The 16,069-nt window shown below is 66.1% G+C and carries 20 protein-coding genes and 1 tRNA gene; 14 read left to right on the top strand and 7 right to left on the bottom strand.

Translation table 11 applies throughout. The annotated features are described in order from the left end of the window. The first annotated feature begins 125 nt into the window (after positions 1-125). The 3 genes from AC5P98_RS15120 to AC5P98_RS15110 all read left to right on the top strand — a co-directional run bounded on the left by AC5P98_RS15120 (position 126) and on the right by AC5P98_RS15110 (position 2,707). Positions 126-500: a hypothetical protein gene (locus tag AC5P98_RS15120; protein ID WP_014645619.1), complete on the top strand. Its 375-nt coding sequence runs from the start codon at positions 126-128 to the stop codon at positions 498-500. A 73-nt stretch (positions 501-573) separates the two neighbouring features. Further along, positions 574-1,257: a response regulator transcription factor gene (locus tag AC5P98_RS15115; RefSeq protein WP_004136763.1), complete on the top strand. Its 684-nt coding sequence runs from the start codon at positions 574-576 to the stop codon at positions 1,255-1,257. A gap of 25 nt (positions 1,258-1,282) precedes the next feature. Further along, entirely contained in the window at positions 1,283-2,707 is a 1,425-nt protein-coding gene (locus AC5P98_RS15110) for an ATP-binding protein (RefSeq protein WP_014645620.1), read from the top strand. Positions 2,708-2,792: 85 nt separating this feature from the next. On the opposite strand, the gene AC5P98_RS15105 is transcribed toward AC5P98_RS15110, so the two are convergent. Then, positions 2,793-3,584, bottom strand: coding sequence for a zinc-dependent peptidase (locus AC5P98_RS15105; protein WP_162838513.1), 792 nt, complete (start codon positions 3,582-3,584; stop codon positions 2,793-2,795). Continuing rightward, on the bottom strand, positions 3,551-3,835 hold the full coding sequence (locus AC5P98_RS15100) for a hypothetical protein (protein ID WP_014645622.1): 285 nt from the start codon (positions 3,833-3,835) through the stop codon (positions 3,551-3,553). Before AC5P98_RS15100 ends, AC5P98_RS15105 begins: the two co-directional genes overlap by 34 nt. A 144-nt stretch (positions 3,836-3,979) precedes the next feature. Here AC5P98_RS15100 and birA point away from each other — a divergent pair, with 144 nt between their 5' ends. The 4 genes from birA (at position 3,980) to AC5P98_RS15080 (ending at position 6,656) form a co-directional block, all read left to right on the top strand. After that, positions 3,980-4,948: a bifunctional biotin--[acetyl-CoA-carboxylase] ligase/biotin operon repressor BirA gene (gene birA, locus AC5P98_RS15095; RefSeq protein WP_046428093.1), complete on the top strand. Its 969-nt coding sequence runs from the start codon at positions 3,980-3,982 to the stop codon at positions 4,946-4,948. Next, on the top strand, positions 4,945-5,676 hold the full coding sequence (locus tag AC5P98_RS15090) for a type III pantothenate kinase (protein WP_049405470.1): 732 nt from the start codon (positions 4,945-4,947) through the stop codon (positions 5,674-5,676). The genes birA and AC5P98_RS15090 overlap by 4 nt, the downstream gene beginning before the upstream one ends. A 9-nt stretch (positions 5,677-5,685) precedes the next feature. Next, positions 5,686-6,540 carry an SPOR domain-containing protein gene (locus tag AC5P98_RS15085; RefSeq protein WP_049405472.1) on the top strand — a complete coding sequence of 285 codons (855 nt, stop codon included), beginning with the start codon at positions 5,686-5,688 and terminating at the stop codon, positions 6,538-6,540. 40 nt (positions 6,541-6,580) lie between these two features. Beyond that, a tRNA-Thr gene (locus AC5P98_RS15080) sits at positions 6,581-6,656 on the top strand. Between the two features lie 84 nt (positions 6,657-6,740). Here the strand turns inward: AC5P98_RS15080 and AC5P98_RS15075 are convergent. Further along, positions 6,741-7,784 carry an XVIPCD domain-containing protein gene (locus tag AC5P98_RS15075; protein WP_234413122.1) on the bottom strand — a complete coding sequence of 348 codons (1,044 nt, stop codon included), beginning with the start codon at positions 7,782-7,784 and terminating at the stop codon, positions 6,741-6,743. 103 nt (positions 7,785-7,887) lie between these two features. After that, positions 7,888-8,487, bottom strand: coding sequence for a hypothetical protein (locus AC5P98_RS15070; protein WP_141098883.1), 600 nt, complete (start codon positions 8,485-8,487; stop codon positions 7,888-7,890). Positions 8,488-8,718: 231 nt separating this feature from the next. Between AC5P98_RS15070 and AC5P98_RS15065 the strand changes: the two genes are divergently transcribed. Beyond that, positions 8,719-9,006: a type II toxin-antitoxin system RelE/ParE family toxin gene (locus AC5P98_RS15065; protein WP_049403856.1), complete on the top strand. Its 288-nt coding sequence runs from the start codon at positions 8,719-8,721 to the stop codon at positions 9,004-9,006. A gap of 58 nt (positions 9,007-9,064) precedes the next feature. Continuing rightward, complete coding sequence (locus AC5P98_RS15060; protein ID WP_049403857.1) at positions 9,065-9,367, top strand: addiction module antidote protein; 303 nt, start codon at positions 9,065-9,067, stop codon at positions 9,365-9,367. A gap of 172 nt (positions 9,368-9,539) precedes the next feature. Here the strand turns inward: AC5P98_RS15060 and AC5P98_RS15055 are convergent, their stop codons facing one another. After that, entirely contained in the window at positions 9,540-9,941 is a 402-nt protein-coding gene (locus AC5P98_RS15055; protein WP_049403859.1) for a hypothetical protein, read from the bottom strand. A 597-nt stretch (positions 9,942-10,538) separates the two neighbouring features. Between AC5P98_RS15055 and AC5P98_RS15050 the strand changes: the two genes are divergently transcribed. Further along, positions 10,539-11,309 carry a DUF3011 domain-containing protein gene (locus tag AC5P98_RS15050; RefSeq protein ID WP_049403861.1) on the top strand — a complete coding sequence of 257 codons (771 nt, stop codon included), beginning with the start codon at positions 10,539-10,541 and terminating at the stop codon, positions 11,307-11,309. A gap of 74 nt (positions 11,310-11,383) precedes the next feature. Here the strand turns inward: AC5P98_RS15050 and AC5P98_RS15045 are convergent, their stop codons facing one another. Further along, on the bottom strand, positions 11,384-11,833 hold the full coding sequence (locus AC5P98_RS15045; RefSeq protein WP_495230086.1) for a hypothetical protein: 450 nt from the start codon (positions 11,831-11,833) through the stop codon (positions 11,384-11,386). 274 nt (positions 11,834-12,107) lie between these two features. Between AC5P98_RS15045 and rocF the strand changes: the two genes are divergently transcribed. The 3 genes from rocF (at position 12,108) to AC5P98_RS15030 (ending at position 13,751) form a co-directional block, all read left to right on the top strand. After that, positions 12,108-13,028, top strand: a complete 921-nt coding sequence (gene rocF / locus AC5P98_RS15040; RefSeq protein WP_049403863.1) for an arginase — start codon at positions 12,108-12,110, stop codon at positions 13,026-13,028. Between the two features lie 160 nt (positions 13,029-13,188). Beyond that, positions 13,189-13,326, top strand: a complete 138-nt coding sequence (locus AC5P98_RS15035) for an entericidin A/B family lipoprotein (protein ID WP_014035659.1) — start codon at positions 13,189-13,191, stop codon at positions 13,324-13,326. A gap of 203 nt (positions 13,327-13,529) precedes the next feature. Then, complete coding sequence (locus AC5P98_RS15030; RefSeq protein WP_004153772.1) at positions 13,530-13,751, top strand: CsbD family protein; 222 nt, start codon at positions 13,530-13,532, stop codon at positions 13,749-13,751. Positions 13,752-13,824: 73 nt separating this feature from the next. On the opposite strand, the gene AC5P98_RS15025 is transcribed toward AC5P98_RS15030, so the two are convergent. Beyond that, positions 13,825-14,631 carry a hypothetical protein gene (locus tag AC5P98_RS15025; RefSeq protein ID WP_049403869.1) on the bottom strand — a complete coding sequence of 269 codons (807 nt, stop codon included), beginning with the start codon at positions 14,629-14,631 and terminating at the stop codon, positions 13,825-13,827. Positions 14,632-14,739: 108 nt separating this feature from the next. On the opposite strand from AC5P98_RS15025, the gene AC5P98_RS15020 reads away from it, so the two are divergent. Then, positions 14,740-16,035, top strand: a complete 1,296-nt coding sequence (locus AC5P98_RS15020) for a tryptophan--tRNA ligase (protein WP_014645631.1) — start codon at positions 14,740-14,742, stop codon at positions 16,033-16,035. Positions 16,036-16,069: the final 34 nt, after the last annotated feature.

Here is a 16,069-nt window from a genome sequence, read left to right as displayed (position 1 = left end):
TTCAGACCGGATTCACTGCCCCAAACCAAGAATTTGCAAAGGATTTGTAAAGCGCCGGGCCCCGAACCCGGCATCCGGATTTACGACTTTTGAACGAATCGCCGTGCTCGGCTAGGATCGCATCGATGTCTTCCGCTCCCTTCCATCGCCGCATTGCCCTGGCCACCTGCGTGGTCCTATCGGCCGTGCCGCTGTCGTCGGCGCTGGCACAGCAGCCGCCGCGGGGTGAGCAGGGGCGTGCGGAGATGATGGAGCGGGGCGAGCGCGGCAACCGTGGCGACGAGCGTTCGCTGTCCGATGCCGTGCGCCGCGTGCAGCGCACCACGGGTGGTCACATCCTCGGTGCCGAGCGCGTGCCGTTCGATGGTCGTGATATCAACCGGGTGAAGTACATGGACGACCGGGGCCGGGTCCGCTATATGGACGACCCCGCCCCGTCGCGTTCACAGCCGCGCACGCCGCGGTCGGATATGTCATCACTACGCGGCGATAACCCCTGAACAGGGATAGTTGTCGCTATCAACCCGTACCCCACAGGCCTCCGGGCCACACCCAGGACACTAGGGAGAGTTCATGCGTATCCTTCTGGTCGAAGACGAAGCCCCGCTGCGTGAGACCCTGGCAGCCCGGCTCAAGCGCGAAGGCTTTGCCGTCGATGCTGCGCAGGACGGCGAGGAAGGCCTCTACATGGGGCGCGAAGTTCCGTTCGATGTCGGCATCATCGACCTCGGCCTGCCCAAGATGTCGGGCATGGAGCTGATCAAGGCCCTGCGTGATGAAGGCAAGAAGTTCCCGGTGCTGATCCTGACCGCGCGTTCGAGCTGGCAGGACAAGGTCGAGGGCCTGAAGCAGGGTGCCGACGATTACCTGGTCAAGCCGTTCCACGTCGAAGAGCTGCTGGCCCGCGTCAACGCGTTGCTGCGCCGCGCCGCCGGCTGGAGCAAGCCGACCCTGGAATGCGGCCCGGTCGCATTGGACCTCGCCGCCCAGACCGTCAGCGTGGCCGGCAGCAATGTCGACCTGACCAGCTACGAGTACAAGGTGCTGGAGTACCTGATGATGCATGCCGGTGAACTGGTCTCCAAGGCCGACCTCACCGAGCACATCTACCAGCAGGACTTCGACCGCGACTCGAACGTGCTGGAAGTGTTCATCGGCCGCCTGCGCAAGAAGCTGGACCCGGATGGCGAACTGAAGCCGATCGAGACCGTACGCGGTCGCGGCTACCGTTTCGCGATCCCGCGCAACGAGGGCTGAGCCGGCTCACCCTGGCGATAACACGATGTCCGGCCGTCTGTGGTTCTTCCGACGCTGGCGGCCGCGCTCACTGCAGGCGCGCCAGATGCTCGCCGCGTCCGTGGGCCTGGTGGCGTTCCTGGCCCTGGCCGGTTACGCGCTCGACGCCGCCTTCGCCGACACGGCGAAGGCGAACCTGCGTGAGCGCCTGAAGAACTACGCCACCTCCTACGCGGCCGGCATCGACTTCACCCGCGACCGCTCGCTGTACATCCGCGAGCAGCCGCCGGATTCCCGCTTCGACGTGCCCGGCAGTGGCCTGTACCTGCAGGTAGTGATGCCGCACGGCAAGGGCAATTCGATGTCCGCTGAAGGCCCGATGCTGCCCACCGTCGGCGGCGGCCTGCTGGCACCGCGCCAGGAGGTGTTCGAAGGCCCGCTGCCGATGATCCAGATCGATGGCAGCCAAGGCTCGGTGTACCGCTACGGCCTCGGCCTGGTCTGGGGCGCCGACGCCGATCCTGCCACCGAATTCCCGTACACCATCTATGTGATGGAAGACTCGCGCGCGCTGGGTGCCCAGCTGCGCGTGTTCCGTGGCCGCGTCTGGTTCTACCTGGGCGGCATCGGCCTGATCCTGCTGCTGCTGCAGACCGTCATCCTGCAGTGGAGCCTGCGCCCGTTGCGCCGGGTGATCACCGAGTTGACCAAGGTGCAGCGCGGCGAGACCGAGCGCATGAGCGAGCGCCACCCGCGCGAGCTGGAACCGCTGACCGACAGCATCAACGCCTTCATCGAAAGCGAGCGCGAGAACCTCGAGCGCCAGCGCAACACCCTGGCCGACCTGGCGCACAGCCTGAAAACGCCGATTGCGGTGTTGCGCACGCAGATGGACAGTGGTGCCGGCGACGGCGCGCTGCGTGAGGAACTGGACGTGCAGCTGCAGCGCATGAACAACCTGGTTTCGTACCAGCTGGCACGCGCGGCCTCGTCGGGCCACAAGCTGTTCTCCGCGCCGCTGCCGATCGAGTCCAACGCCGAGGAAATCGTACGTGGCCTGGAGAAGGTCTACGCCTCCAAGGGCGTGCTGTGCGAGTTCGACATCGATCCGGCAGCGCGCTTCCACGGCGAACCGGGCGACCTGCAGGAACTGCTCGGCAACCTGCTGGAGAACGCCTTCAAGTGGGCCAACCGCCGCGTGCTGCTGACCGCGCAGCCGCTGCCGGCCCCGAACGCGCGCCGCGCCGGCCTGCTGCTGGCGGTGGATGACGACGGCCCGGGCATTGCCCCGGACGACATCGGCAAGGTGCTGCAGCGTGGCGTGCGTGGCGACGAGCGCGTGCAGGGCCACGGCATCGGCCTGTCGATCGTGCAGGACCTGATCAAGGATTACCGCGGCGAACTGACCGTGGGCCGTTCGGCCGAACTGGGCGGCGCCCGCTTCGAAGTGCGCCTGCCGCCAGGGCCGTAAGCCTCGTTGATCGGTAGTGCTGGCCGCTGGCCGGCAACCAAGCAATGCCATCGAAGATCATGGGGTTGCCGGCCAGCGGCCGGCACTACCGCATTGCGATCCTGGGCGGCTCGCCGTAGAACCGTCGCAGCTGCGCCGCCACCTCCGGCAACGCCTGCTGCAGCAGATCCGGTGCCGAGAAGTGGTACTCGCTGGCCACCGCGAAGAACTCTTCCGGCGCCTCGGCCGCATACGGATCGATCAGCGTCTCTTCGCCTGCGTCCACCTGCGCACAGAACGCGTCGTAGGCGCGCTGGAACGTGCCCGCCCACTCGCGCTGCCATTCGCGCGGCAGCGGCGGCGTACCGTCCATCGCACCATCGAGCGCATCCAGCTTGTGCACCATCTCGTGCACCGCCACGCAGTAGCCCTCGTGCGGCGCCGCCAGGTCGGCCTGCACATCGGCCCAGGACAGGATCAACGGACCGCTGTCCCACGACTCGCCGATCAGCTCGTCATCCCACTCGTGCAGCACGCCAGCCGCATCCATGTGGCTGCGGTGCACGCGGAAGGCATCGGGGTAGACGATCAGCTGCGACCAGCCCTCCAGGCCCACCTCACCGAACGCCAGCAGCGGCAGGCAGCACAGCGCGGCCAGCAGCACGCCGTCACCGGCCTGCAGCTGCAGCTCACCGATCGGGGTGATGGTCTTCTCGTGCAGGAAGCGCGTAGCCAGTGCGCGCAGGCGCGCGCGGCGTTCGTCGTCCAGTCCGTGCAGCCAGGCCGCGCGGCGGCAGGCGTGTTCCCACAGTGCATCGTCGATCGGCCGCGGCGTAGGCCGCAGCCACTGCAGCAACGACTTGATCAGCGGAACATTCCCGGCAGGTAGCTGTGCCACTTCGGCGCACGGATGCGCTGCAGCACGTCATCGTCGCTGCCGCCGCCCCCGGTGCTGGTGGCACTGCTGGCCGCAGGGCGTACCGGTGCCGGCTTGGTGGTCGCAGCCGAGGCAGTCGCGGTCGGCGCGCGCTGCGAGGCGGCATCACCGTTGGAGGACACGCAGGCGCCGCGGCTGTCGTCCAGCGCTGCCGTCGCAGACGCCGCGAAGGGCATCATCAGCAGGATCAGGCAATGGGCATAACGGCGCATTGACGACATCCACGTTAAGGGAGGGTGAGTTCCCGATTCTAGCCCGAACCCGGCGCCCCGTTGGAAGCCCCCGCGGAACCCAGCGTGGCGGGCGTCGCTGGCGGCTTTCCCGCATAATTCCTGCCTGACTTCGTGGAAGCTGCCGTGGACGATCGCCAATTGCTGGCCAAACTCGCTGCCGGTCGCCTGTCCGGCGACGCCCTGGCCCGTGAGCTGGGCCAGACCCGTGCGGCTATTTGGAAGCGTATTCAAGGGCTTAGGGCCGCCGGTGTGGATGTCGAGGGCCGTGCCGGCGAGGGCTATGGCCTGACCCGCCCGGTTGACCTGCTGGACCCGGCGGCGATCCGTGGTGGCCTGCCGGCCGGGGTCCTGCCGCTGCTGCACGACCTGCAGGTGGCCTGGACGGTGGACTCCACCAATGCTGAATTGCTGCGGTGCAGCGCGCCCCAGCGCGGGGTCAGCGTGCTGCTGGCCGAACGCCAGACCGGTGGCCGTGGCCGTCGTGGCCGCACCTGGGCCTCGCCGCTGGCCGCGCATATCTACCTGTCGGTGCTGCGCCTGTACTCCGGTGGCCTCGGCCGCCTGGCCGGGCTGAGCCTGGTGGCCGGCATCGCCGTGGCTGAAGCGCTGCACGACCTGGGCTATGCCCAGGCACAGCTGAAGTGGCCGAACGACCTGATCGTCGATGGCAAGCGCAAGCTGGTCGGCCTGCTCGCAGAGGGCGGTGGCGAATACGCCGGCCCGGCGCGCGCGGTGATCGGCATCGGCATCAACACGCACATGCCGCCGTCGTTCGCCGAGCAGATCAGCCAGCCGTGGGTGGACCTGGACACCCTGGCCGGGAAGCCGGTGGACCGCAACGTGGTCGTTGCCGCCGTGCTGGCCCGTCTGCTGCCGGCGCTGGAGGAATTCGATCGCGAAGGCCTCGCTCCGTTCCTGCCGCGCTACGCCGCCTTCGACATGCTGGCCGGCCGCGAAGTACGCGTGGAACTGGACGGGCAGTGGCAGCACGGTACCGCGCTTGGCCTGGCCGATGACGGCGCATTGCGCGTGCGCATCGATGGCCAGGAGCGCCTGCTGCACGCCGGCGAAGTCAGCGTGAGGGCAGCATGAGCGATTGGTTGTTCGACCTCGGCAACTCGCGCTTCAAGTTCGCGCCGTTGCAGGGTGACCGTGCCGGTGACGTGCAGGCTTGGGCGCATGGCGCCGAAGGGATGGCCGGGCAGCCGCCGCACAGCCTGCCCAGCGGTACCACCGCGTTCGTGGCCAGCGTGGCCGCACCCTCGCTGACCAGCGCCATGCTGGACCAGCTGCAACGCCGCTTTGAAAACGTGCACGTGGTGCGCACCAGCGCCGAATGCGCCGGTGTGCGCATTGCCTACGCCAAGCCGGAAAAGTTCGGCGTCGACCGCTTCCTGGCCCTGCTGGCTGCCGCAAAGGCACAGCGCCCGGTGCTGGTGGTCGGCGTGGGCACCGCGCTGACGATTGACCTGCTCGACGCCGACGGCCAGCACCACGGTGGCCGCATTTCCGCGTCGCCCACGACCATGCGCGAAGCGCTGCACGCCCGCGCCGTGCAGCTGCCGGCTGCCGGCGGCGACTACAGCGAGTTCGCCAACGACACCGCCGATGCGCTGGCCTCCGGTTGCGATGGCGCTGCGGTGGCGCTGATTGAACGCAGTGCGCAGCAGGCGCACGCGCTGCTGGGCGTAGCGCCCTCGCTGCTGGTGCACGGTGGCGGCGCACCGGCACTGATGCCGTTGCTGCCGGGTGCCGACTACCACCCCTCGCTGGTGCTGGATGGCCTCGCCCGCTGGGCGGTGCACCAGCCCGCAGGCTAGTATCCGCGCATGCTGACCCGTGCCCTGATCGTCGTACTGGCCGTTCTCAATCTTGGCGTCGCCTGCTGGTGGCTGCTGCGCGATGCACCGCAGAAGCCTGCGCCGCCGCCGCAACCCGCTGGTGTGGCCGAGCTGCGCTGGGTGCCCGGTGGCGCGGATGCCAATGCCGCAGCCGAGGCCACCGCCGCCGCCCCGACCGCACCGCTGATGGAGCGCGAACCGGCCGCGAAGACCGCAGTGGCTGCGACGCCTGCACCCGCGCCGGCCGTGTCGGCCAAGCCGGAAGTTTCCAAGCCGCAGACGGCTGACGCTACGCCGGTTGCTGCCGCTGCCAAGCCGGCAGCACCGCCTGCACCCGTTCCGGCACCGGAAAAGCCCGTAACCCCGCCCGCGGCCACCGAGCCGCCGCGCTGCGTCGCGCTGGGCCCGTTCGCCGACCGCGCCGCCGCGACCGGTGCGCAAGGCAAGGCCGGCGCGCTGCTCAGCCAGGCGCGCCTGCGCGAACAGCCCGCTGCCAGCGGCAGCGCCCGTTACCGGGTGATGCTGCCGGCCGCCGCCAACCGTGATGAAGCGCAGGCCACCGTGAAACGTATCGTCGCCGCCGGCCTGAGCGACTACTACATCATCAGCCAGGGCGAGGAGGCCAACGCGGTGGCGCTGGGCCAGTACCGCAACCGCGAAGGCGCCGAGCGCCGCATGGCAGCGGTGCAGGCCGCCGGCTTCCAGCCGCGCCTGGTGGCCAGCGGCGACGCCGGCCAATGGTGGCTGGAAGGACAGCTGGCGGCGGGCACGCAGCCGGCCCAGGCCCAGCAGCGCAGCGGGGCGGCACAGAGCCGGTCGCTGGAATGCACGCGGTTGCGCTAGAATCCCCGGACCACGGCGATGCCGCCGGTGCACCACTCATGCCGCTTTAGCTCAGTTGGTAGAGCAACTGTCTTGTAAACAGTAGGTCATCCGTTCGATTCGGATAAGCGGCACCATCCCCATGAGTCAGTGCCTCTTTGCGCTGCTCCAGGTACTCGCCCAGTGGTTCGAAAGGCGGTACACCCGGTGCCTCGGCAGTACTACCTTGAGAATGATGGTCCGTCCTGCGCATGGACCTGCTGCGCTGACTGCTGTTCAAGATTTGCTGCCAATGAATCAGCGCGATGAAGTGACTCTGCTTCAGGCGCGCGGAGCGCGTCCATCGTATTCATGGTTCCACGGCGTTGGGCAGGATCGTCCATCGCTCCCTCGACGATGAATACTCTCTCGCCACGTGCAAGGGACTCTGTCGGGTTGTTCACTACAACGTGGTCAACTCTTGAAAGCCCTTGCTCCTTCGCGAGCACCAGCAAACTCGCGGACATGCGTTGACTCGACTCATCCCACTGCTTCCCGCTCTCGGCATCCAGGCGTTCCACACCCGCTCTTATCTGCTTATAGAGAGAACGGTCAGCATCGCAGAGTTCAGCTACTGAGAAGGTAGCTCGTTGCAGCGAAAGTGAGTCGTCGGCGACCACGGCGACTCTTTCCGCAGCCGAAGTGCGCTCGGCGTCAAGTTCTGGCTCGGGCCTACGTCGACGCTGCGTGGGTCCTATGTGCTGATCATAGTGCGCGCCATAGTAAAGCTCGTATGTCGCATGAGGACCAACAGAAGGAGCCTCTGTTTTGAACACTTCAGCGATCTGTCCAAGCGCTTGGTTTCGATTGATCCGCCCGGCCTGGAGTTCAACGGCAATAGCTCCATACTGTTGTGGACGATTACCCGTGCCGGACACACCAATGTCCGGCCCACCAGCTGCAATGAGTTCACGCTGGACCTGGACATTACTGAGCGTCGCAGCTGCTTCTCCGCGTAGCAGGGTGTTTACATAGGATTGCTTGGACGTCGGATCGGGACGTTCAGTGAAGAGATGGTGCCCCACTTCATGGGAAAGAGAGCGCGCGATTCTGGGGCCTTGCCCAACGGCGTTCTCGTCAATAACGATCTTCTCACCGGGAACAAGATAGGTGCCCCTACCGGCTTGTCCCCAGACAACATCCACATCGTCGCGCTCGGCCTGTGCGAGACCCGCCCGAAGTGTTGGGGATTTCGCCAGAAGCGGCGCCAACGAAGGGTCAGCCAACGGGGACTCCGGCCGACGTACGGGTCCTGGGCGAGGCCCCTCCTGCGGCTGCGGCAGTTCAGAGTCTTCAGTACGTTCCATGTTCGAGCTCCTGCCCAGGGGGTCAACGCTGACTGATCAATACGTGGGTCAATGTCGCATTGTCAGGGGCCAGAGTGAGTACAACCTCAGCACCGTTGACCGGCGCGGTCCAGTAAGGGAGGGAGTCAGGGGCATCAGGCCGAGGTGGATACTGCGCCGTTCCCTCCCAGATGACTTCTTTGAGCGCGACGCTCGGTGGCGCGACATCGAAGGTCAGCTTCGCCTGCGCAGGATTATCGACAGCACTTCTCAGTGTGATGTTCCGAACTTCAAGGCCGCCCAACATTCCACGTTCTGCGGTTCGCTCGTCTCTCAGGCCCTGCCGAGCCGGTTTTCCAAGATGCGTGTGAAGCTGTTCGTTCAATGCATCGATATCGCCAAAACGCACATTGGACAATCGCTCGATGCTGTTCTTGAATCGCTCCATACCAGCTTCACTCCCTGATTTGATGGCCTGTCTTTGATTCACATGATCTGATGGGGGCGACGTCGCGGCGCTCGAACATGCTGTCAGCACAAGCGCCGGAATAACGATCGCGAGGCGACGACGCGCTGCGATCCAGAGGCGGCGCCGACGTCCGCGTTTTGATGAAGAATCGCATTTCTCGACCCACGCATCCATGAAAGCATCTCTCGCGCCAATGTCACGCTCTTGAATCTAGCACAGCGTTTTGTGAGTACGGATCGGGTTCCCGTGAAAAATGAGCTACTGAAAACGCACCCGGTTCCACTTTCCAGTTTGAAAAACGGGGCGTCAGCTGCGAGGGAGGAAACATCAGACGGAAGGCCGAGCACACCTCCATGCGGGCAATCCGATAGTTGAAAGACTGTAGCCGGTAGGCTACAGTCCTCCATGAAGATCCAGCGTACCCGTCAGTTCGCGACATGGATTGACGCTCTCAAGGACGTAACTGCACGCGCTCGCATCCTGGCTCGCATCGGTCGGCTCGCCGAAGGCCAGCCGGGTGATCACCGCTATCTGGGGGACGGTATTTCCGAACTGCGTATCGATGCAGGGCCGGGCTACCGCCTGTACTACACCCAGCGCGGCAGGCAGTTGCTGATTCTTTTGGTCGGAGGTGACAAAAGCTCACAGCAACGCGATATCGAAAAGGCCAGGGAGATTGCATTTGCCCTGTGAGCTTCGAACCGGCTGTAGTCGAAACGAATCAATACCGAAGTACTGGAGCTGTTCCATCATGGCCACTAAGAAAAAAGTCGAACTCAAAGCATTTAATGTGGCCGAACATCTTCGGACACCCGAAGAAATGGCCGCCTATCTCGACGCCTGCATCGACGAAAGCGACGGCGATTCCGCGTTCATCGCCAAGGCGCTCGGCGACATCGCGCGCGCTCAGGGTATGAGCAAGGTTGCGCGCGCGGCGGGCCTGTCGCGCGAGAGTCTTTACCGCGCACTGTCCGGTGAGCGCAGCCCTGATTTCGCGACCATCCTGAAGGTGACCCGGGCCCTGGGTGTGCGATTGCACGCCAGCGCGGCATAAGCGCATGCGCCGATCATGATGCGTCGGCACCGCGTCGGTCGAAGGCGGTGGAACGAAAATGAAGGAACCGCCTTTCGCCAGTTTTCTCGCCCCAACCCGCTGAGCCAGCTCAATGCATGACGTGGGCAAATCCATCGATCAACGCCGCACAGACACTGCGACCGCCGCAGCCTCAGCTACGCACCTGCAACGCCACATACTCCGCCAGCCCCCGGCAGGCCAGCATCAGTCCTTCGCGCGTGCCATCGCCGATATCGTCCTTCTCTTCCCCGTCCACGCGCACGCGTTCGGCGGCGTGATACAGCTCCAACAACGACACCAGACCCACCGCAGCGCGATCCCGGCGTGCGGCGGCCACGGCCTGGCCGGGTGTGCTGGCGGGCCCCGTCCACGGCTGTCCATCGGCGGCATCACCGGCGCGGATGCGCTGCAGGCAGCTGGGAAGATTGATCGGCGCGGCTGCCTCGTTGGCGGCGGCGAAAGCGGCTTCCAACGGCTGCGCCAGTTCGGGCGGCAGGCGCAGGGCGGCCTCGCCCAGGGTGGCGGTCAGGTAGGGGTGGTGGGTTCTGGACATGCGGGCATCCTCGTCAGGAACAGAGGTGCCACCGGAGAAGGGTGGCGGGCGATACGTGGTTTCCAATCCCGGGACTGAATGAGCCGGTGGGCACGAGGCCCCCACGCACCGCCCGCCGTCGATCGGCGAACGGATTGCCAGCCGGCGCCGCTTTTGAGAAGTCGACGCCGGCTGGCAAGCGTATACAGCTTTCAGTCTTCGGGTTGGAAATCCCGGCCACCCCGCTGAAGGTGGCAATTCATCATGCGCATGCGAAATCACCGCCTGCCAGTCGTTTGTTTCGATGGCATCGGGTGATCTGAAAGGAAAAATGAATTATCGCGTTTGGCCTGTTTCGAGCAGTGCAATGCCAGAAGCGACAGTTCGCGCAGTGCCGCGAACCACGATACATCCGGCTGCGCCATTGCTGTCGCACGGCCCATCGCGGCCCACGACGTAAAGCTGGCTTAACCGCCCCGGCAGGGCTCCAGGAACACCGTATCAGACCTGAATCCCCGCGCGCGCCGCCGGGTTCTTGATAGTCCTCACGGACAGGCCGCAGCGCCCCACCGCATACTGCCGCTACACGCCCACCCTGGGCCCCTTCGGGATCCGCACATGCGTCGCCATGCCCTGTCGCTCACCGTCGCACTGGTGTCCACCGCTTTCGTGGCCCCGGCCATGGCCGCGGTGCCGTTCTTCAACGCCAGCTGCCCGGGCGGTATCGATGTGCACGCCGACGAAGCCGGCCCCGTTTACGTGCAGGGCCGCGAGGCGGCGCTGAAACGCTTCAACGACCGCTACGTCGAAGCGCGCGATGCCAGCAGTGGCATCACGTTGTCGATCAGCCGCAGCGACGATGGCACGCCGCAGATCAGCTATACCGGCCGTGGCGGCGCCAATGGCATCTGCCAGGTCAGTGCCAGCGGAACGCCCGCGCCGGCAGAGCATCGCGACCGCCGTCGCCACGATGAAGACAACGATGCGGCGCTGCCACGCGAGGTGACCTGCGAATCCACCGGCCAGCAGCAGGTGTCGTGCGACATGGATACGCGCGGCAACGTGGAGATGGTGCGCCAGCTGAGCCACACCCGCTGCGAACAAGGGCAGAACTGGGGCCTGTCGCGGCACTCGGTATGGGTGAACGGCGGGTGCCGGGCGGTGTTCCACAATGTGTCCAAGGTGGCGTACAGCGCGCCGGCGGGCGATACCGCGCTGGGTTCCTGCAACATGCGCAAGGGCGCGCAGGGCACGCTGGTGACCCAGATGCCGGTGGGCAGCGATTACCAGGAACTGATCATCGATTATCCCGATGGCCGCTTCCTGTGCATGATGCGCAACAACGGCCAGGTGCAGAGCCTGACGCCGGTTCGTCGCCGCGGCGGTTGAGGTGCCGCGGCGGCAAACCCGCCGTCGGCCGCGTGTCTGAAGGGGGCAATGCGGCACGCGTTGCCCCCGTCCCGTTACTGCTGGTTTACCGGGTCATTTCCCTTCTTGTAGGTGTACCCGGTGACATCCCAGCCGCCGCCATGGCCGGACGAGGGTTCCACCCAGGTGAATTCCCACGTCTGCAGGGAGCCGTCGGGAAGCAGGTTCTCCACCCGGTAGATCTCACCGGGAATGCCCTGCTCCGGCAGCTTGCCGGGAATCGATTCATCCGAGCGTGCAGACGCGCGCCCTACGGAGAACGCACGCCGTTCCACCTGTACGTTGCCGTAGCTCTGTGGGGCGAACGACGGCTTTACCCGCTGCGCCACCCAGTCGAGCACCTGGCGTGCGCTCGCCGTCTGCATGGGATACGCGTCGGTGGTCACCGTATGCGTGATGCGTTGCGAGGAGGCATTGGCAGCTGCCGGAAACAGTCCGCCCAGGGCAATTGCCAGTACCGCAAATCCATTGAGTGCATGTTTCATTTGCGTCGTTCTCCAGGGTTGGGGAAATGAAGCCGCACCGTCCGGGTGCCGACGCAGGGTGGACACAAGGACCGCCGTGGGTAAGAGGCGATGCCGACTCGGGTGTGAAGTGGATCAAGGAAGGGCGGGTTCCTGACCGCTCAGCGCTGGAATCCCTGACGGGGGCGCCTTTGTGCTCGCGGCGATCCGGGTATTGCCCTGCTGCACCGCCGCGAGTGGTGTCACACAGCTCTGGCTAGACTGTGCTTCTTTTTTCCCACCGCAGGAGGCACCCATGGCCCATCCCATCTCCGTATCTCTGATTGGCGTTCCCACCGATGTCGGTGCGGGCCATCGCGGTGCACGGCTGGGGCCGGAGGCGCTGCGCGTGGCGGGCCTGCCGGAGGCGCTGGAGGCGCGCGGTGTGGACGTTCGTGACGTGGGCAACCTGGATGGCCCGCGCAACCCGTGGACCGCGCCGGTGCAAGGCTATCGCCACCTCGATGAGGTGGTGGCCTGGAACCACGCATTGATGGAAGCCAGCTACGCCGAGCTGCAGGCCGGCCGCATGCCCATCATGCTCGGCGGCGACCACTGCCTGGGGATCGGTTCGATCACCGCCGTCTCGCGCTGGTGCCGCGAGCAGGGCAAGACCCTGCGCGTGCTGTGGCTGGATGCGCACTCGGATTTCAACACCAGCGATGTCACCCCGTCGGGCAACATCCACGGCATGCCGGTGGCCTGCCTGTGCGGCCTCGGCCCGGAGGCGCTGACCCACCTGGGCGGCAGCGCACCGGCGATCACCCCGGCGCAGATGCACCAGATCGGCATCCGCTCGGTGGACCCGGAGGAGAAGCGCCTGATCAAGACCCACAAGGTGGATGTGTACGACATGCGCTACATCGATGAGAACGGCATGAAGCGCGCGGTGGAGGCGGCGCTGGCCGGCATCGATGAGAACACCCACCTGCATGTCAGCTTCGACGTGGACTTCCTCGACCCGAGCATCGCGCCGGGCGTGGGCACCACGGTGCCGGGTGGGGTGAACTACCGCGAGGCGCAGCTGGTGATGGAGATGATCGCCGACACCGGGCGCATGGGATCGCTGGACATCGTCGAGCTCAACCCCTTGCTGGACAAGCAGAATGCCACCGCCGAACTGGCCGTGGACCTGGTCGAAAGCCTGTTCGGCAAGTCCACCCTGATGCGCGACTGAGGGCCTGGCCTGAACGGATCGCCGATCCGTTCACACCCGCTCCACGCCGCTGCCGCCAGATTGCACTTCACGCGGCGGCGGTGGCAGTGTGCCCTCCCGCCGAGCGACAGAACCCCATCCGCGAATGAAGCGGTGTAGCGGCGAACCCAAGGAGAAGCCCATGAAGCGCGTAGTTGCCCTGATGCTGTTGTCGATGTTCTCGGTGGCCCTGCTGGCCGGTTGCAATACCGTTGCCGGTGCCGGCAAGGACGTGCAGAAGGCCGGTGAAAAAGTTGAGGACGCCGCCAAGGGCAAGTGAGCCCGGCGCGGATTGGAAAGCGAAAAGGCCGGGAATCTTCCCGGCCTTTTTTGTGCGCGCTGTTTGCCGCATGGCTGTCGAAGCGGAGTGAACCATTCAAGCAGGTGAGCATGTATTTCATTGCCGGTTGACCGGTACTCAACAGCCGCTGCGCGAAGCTGGAGCCACGGTAAGAACGCCGTTGCAACCAAGGACTCCCAGCAATGAACAAAGACATCATTTCCGGCAAGTGGTCGCAGCTGAAGGGCAAGGCCCAGGCCAAGTGGGGCGATCTGACCAACGACGACTTCGATGTGGCCGAAGGTAATGCCGAGTATCTGGCCGGTCGCCTGCAGGAACGTTATGGCTGGGCCAAGGACCGTGCGGAGAAGGAAGTGCGCGAGTTCCAGGACGCGGTGAGCAAGGACTACCCGGACTACAAGTAAGCGCTTCGGTTTCCCCCACAACACGACGCCCGCACCGTGAGGTTGCGGGCGTCGTGTTGTCTGCGCGGGACGATCAGCGCGTCGGCGGGTCCGGCACGTAGCGGTTGGGGAACGCCTGCGGTTCGCGCGGCAGGCGCGAGGGCGAATCCACCAGGATGCCGCGCGCACGCAGGTTGCGGGCGCTGTCGTAGCGCAGCTGCAATACCTGTGCGGGGCTGCGGCTGGCGCGCTCGAAGTCGGTATCGCGCACCGAGGACTGCTCGCGCGCACCGTGGCCGGTACCCAGCGCTGGGGCCTGCGACTTGCTGGCGTAGCCTTCGATGCGGCTGGCACTGGCACTGGCACTGGCATCGGCCGCCGCTTCGGCCGCCGGGGCCGGCAGCGGCAGGCCACGGCGCAGGATCGGCTCGGGGCGCCAGCGACGTGCCTCTTCGAACACCGCCACGCCCACAACGCCGATGTTGTCCGGGCGGCCGGTGCGGCTGGCATAGCTGCCGCTGGGGCTGCTGAACACGAACTGCGCCACTTCGTCCTGGCTCTTGCGCCAGCCGGTGATGTCGGCGCGCTGGCCGGGGCTGAGCACGTAGCCGGTCTGCGAGGGATCGGCATCCTCGCCGGAGATGGCGTTGACGCCGTCCACCGACAGCACCACCAGCACCCGGCGCGGGCTGTCGTTGTACAGGCGCACGGCGTAGCGGTGGCCGCGCTCGCCGGCCACCCAGCGCTGGCCCTCGGCGGGGTAGCTGCGCAGTTCGGTGCCACGGTCGCGGTCGACCAGGGTCATGCGCACCGGGCCGCCTTCGTAGGCCGGTGGCGGAGGTGGCGCCGGGCGGAAGCCGGCCAGGGGCAGGATCAGCAGCAGGGGCAGCAGGCGTTTCATCGGGCGTCTCCAGCGGGGTTGGGTGAATGAACGCGCCGCAGGCCCTGACGGGGTTGGTGGCGTGCAAGGTAAACTGGCCCCGTTCATCGAAGGTTACCCCACGCAGTCATGACGACCCGAGTCCTTACCGGCATCACCCCCTCCGGCACGCCCCACCTGGGCAACTACGTTGGCGCCATCCGTCCGGCCATCGCCGCCAGCCGCGCGCCGGGGATCGAGAGCTTCTTCTTCCTGGCCGACCTGCACAGCCTGATCAAGTCGCAGGACCCGCAGCGCACCCAGCGCGCGACCCTGGAGATCGCGGCCAGCTGGCTGGCCTGCGGCCTGGACCCGGAACATGTGTGGTTCTACCGCCAGAGCGACATCCGCGAGACCACCGAGCTGATGTGGTTCCTGACCGCCATCGCCAGCAAGGGCATCCTCAACCGGGCGCACGCCTACAAGGCGGCAGTGGACAAGAACCGCGAGGAAGGCGTGGACGAGGACGCAGGCGTCAGCGCCGGCCTGTTCATGTACCCAGTGCTGATGGCCGCCGATATCCTGATCTTCAAGGCCAACCAGGTGCCGGTGGGCCGTGACCAGATCCAACACATCGAGATGGCGCGCGATTTCGCCCAGCGCTTCAACCACGTGTACGGCAAGGAGTACTTCCCGCTGCCGGACGTGGTGATCGATGAGCAGGTGGCGACGCTGGCCGGCCTGGATGGCCGCAAGATGAGCAAGAGCTACCACAACACCATTCCGCTGTTCGTGCCGCGCGAGGAGCTGAAGAAGCTGGTGTTCTCGATCCTGACCGACTCGCGCGCACCGGGTGAGCCGAAGGACACCGAAGGCTCGGCGCTGTTCCAGATGTACCAGGCGTTCGCCACGCCGGAACAGACCGCAGAGTTCGCCAAGGCGTTCGCTGCCGGCATCAGCTGGGGCGACGCCAAGCAGCAGCTGTTCGAGCGCATCGACAGTGAACTGTCGCCGCTGCGCGAGCGCTACAACGCGCTGATGGCCGAGCCGGAGAAGATCGAAGCGCTGCTCAAGCGCCGTGGGCAGCAGCTGCGCGAGCAATTGGCGGCACCGCTGCTGGAAGAACTGCGCCACGCCGTGGGCCTGCGCGACCTGTCCACGGCGGGCAACATCGCCAGCGAAGATGCCGGCGTGGCCCGCGTGGCGCCGCCGCAGTTCAAGCAGTACCGCGAGAAGGACGGCCGGTTCTACTTCAAGCTGACCGCCGGCGACGGCACGCTGCTGATCCAGAGCGAAGGCTTCGATTCGCCGCGTGATGCCGGCCAGCTGATTGCCGTGATCAAGCAGGCCGAGCAGGGCGACCAGCTGCAGAGCGAGCTGTTCAAGCTGGACGCCGAGGTGGACGCCGTGCTGGCCGCGCTGGCCGTGTTGCGCGAAGCGGCCTGATCGCCGGGCCTGCCTGCCCTTTGTAGAGTCGAGC

The sequence above is a fragment of the Stenotrophomonas sp. YJH_SMC_135 genome (assembly GCF_059372355.1).
Note: the sequence above shows the minus strand (reverse complement) of the source record. Positions and strands in the feature narration are given on the sequence as shown.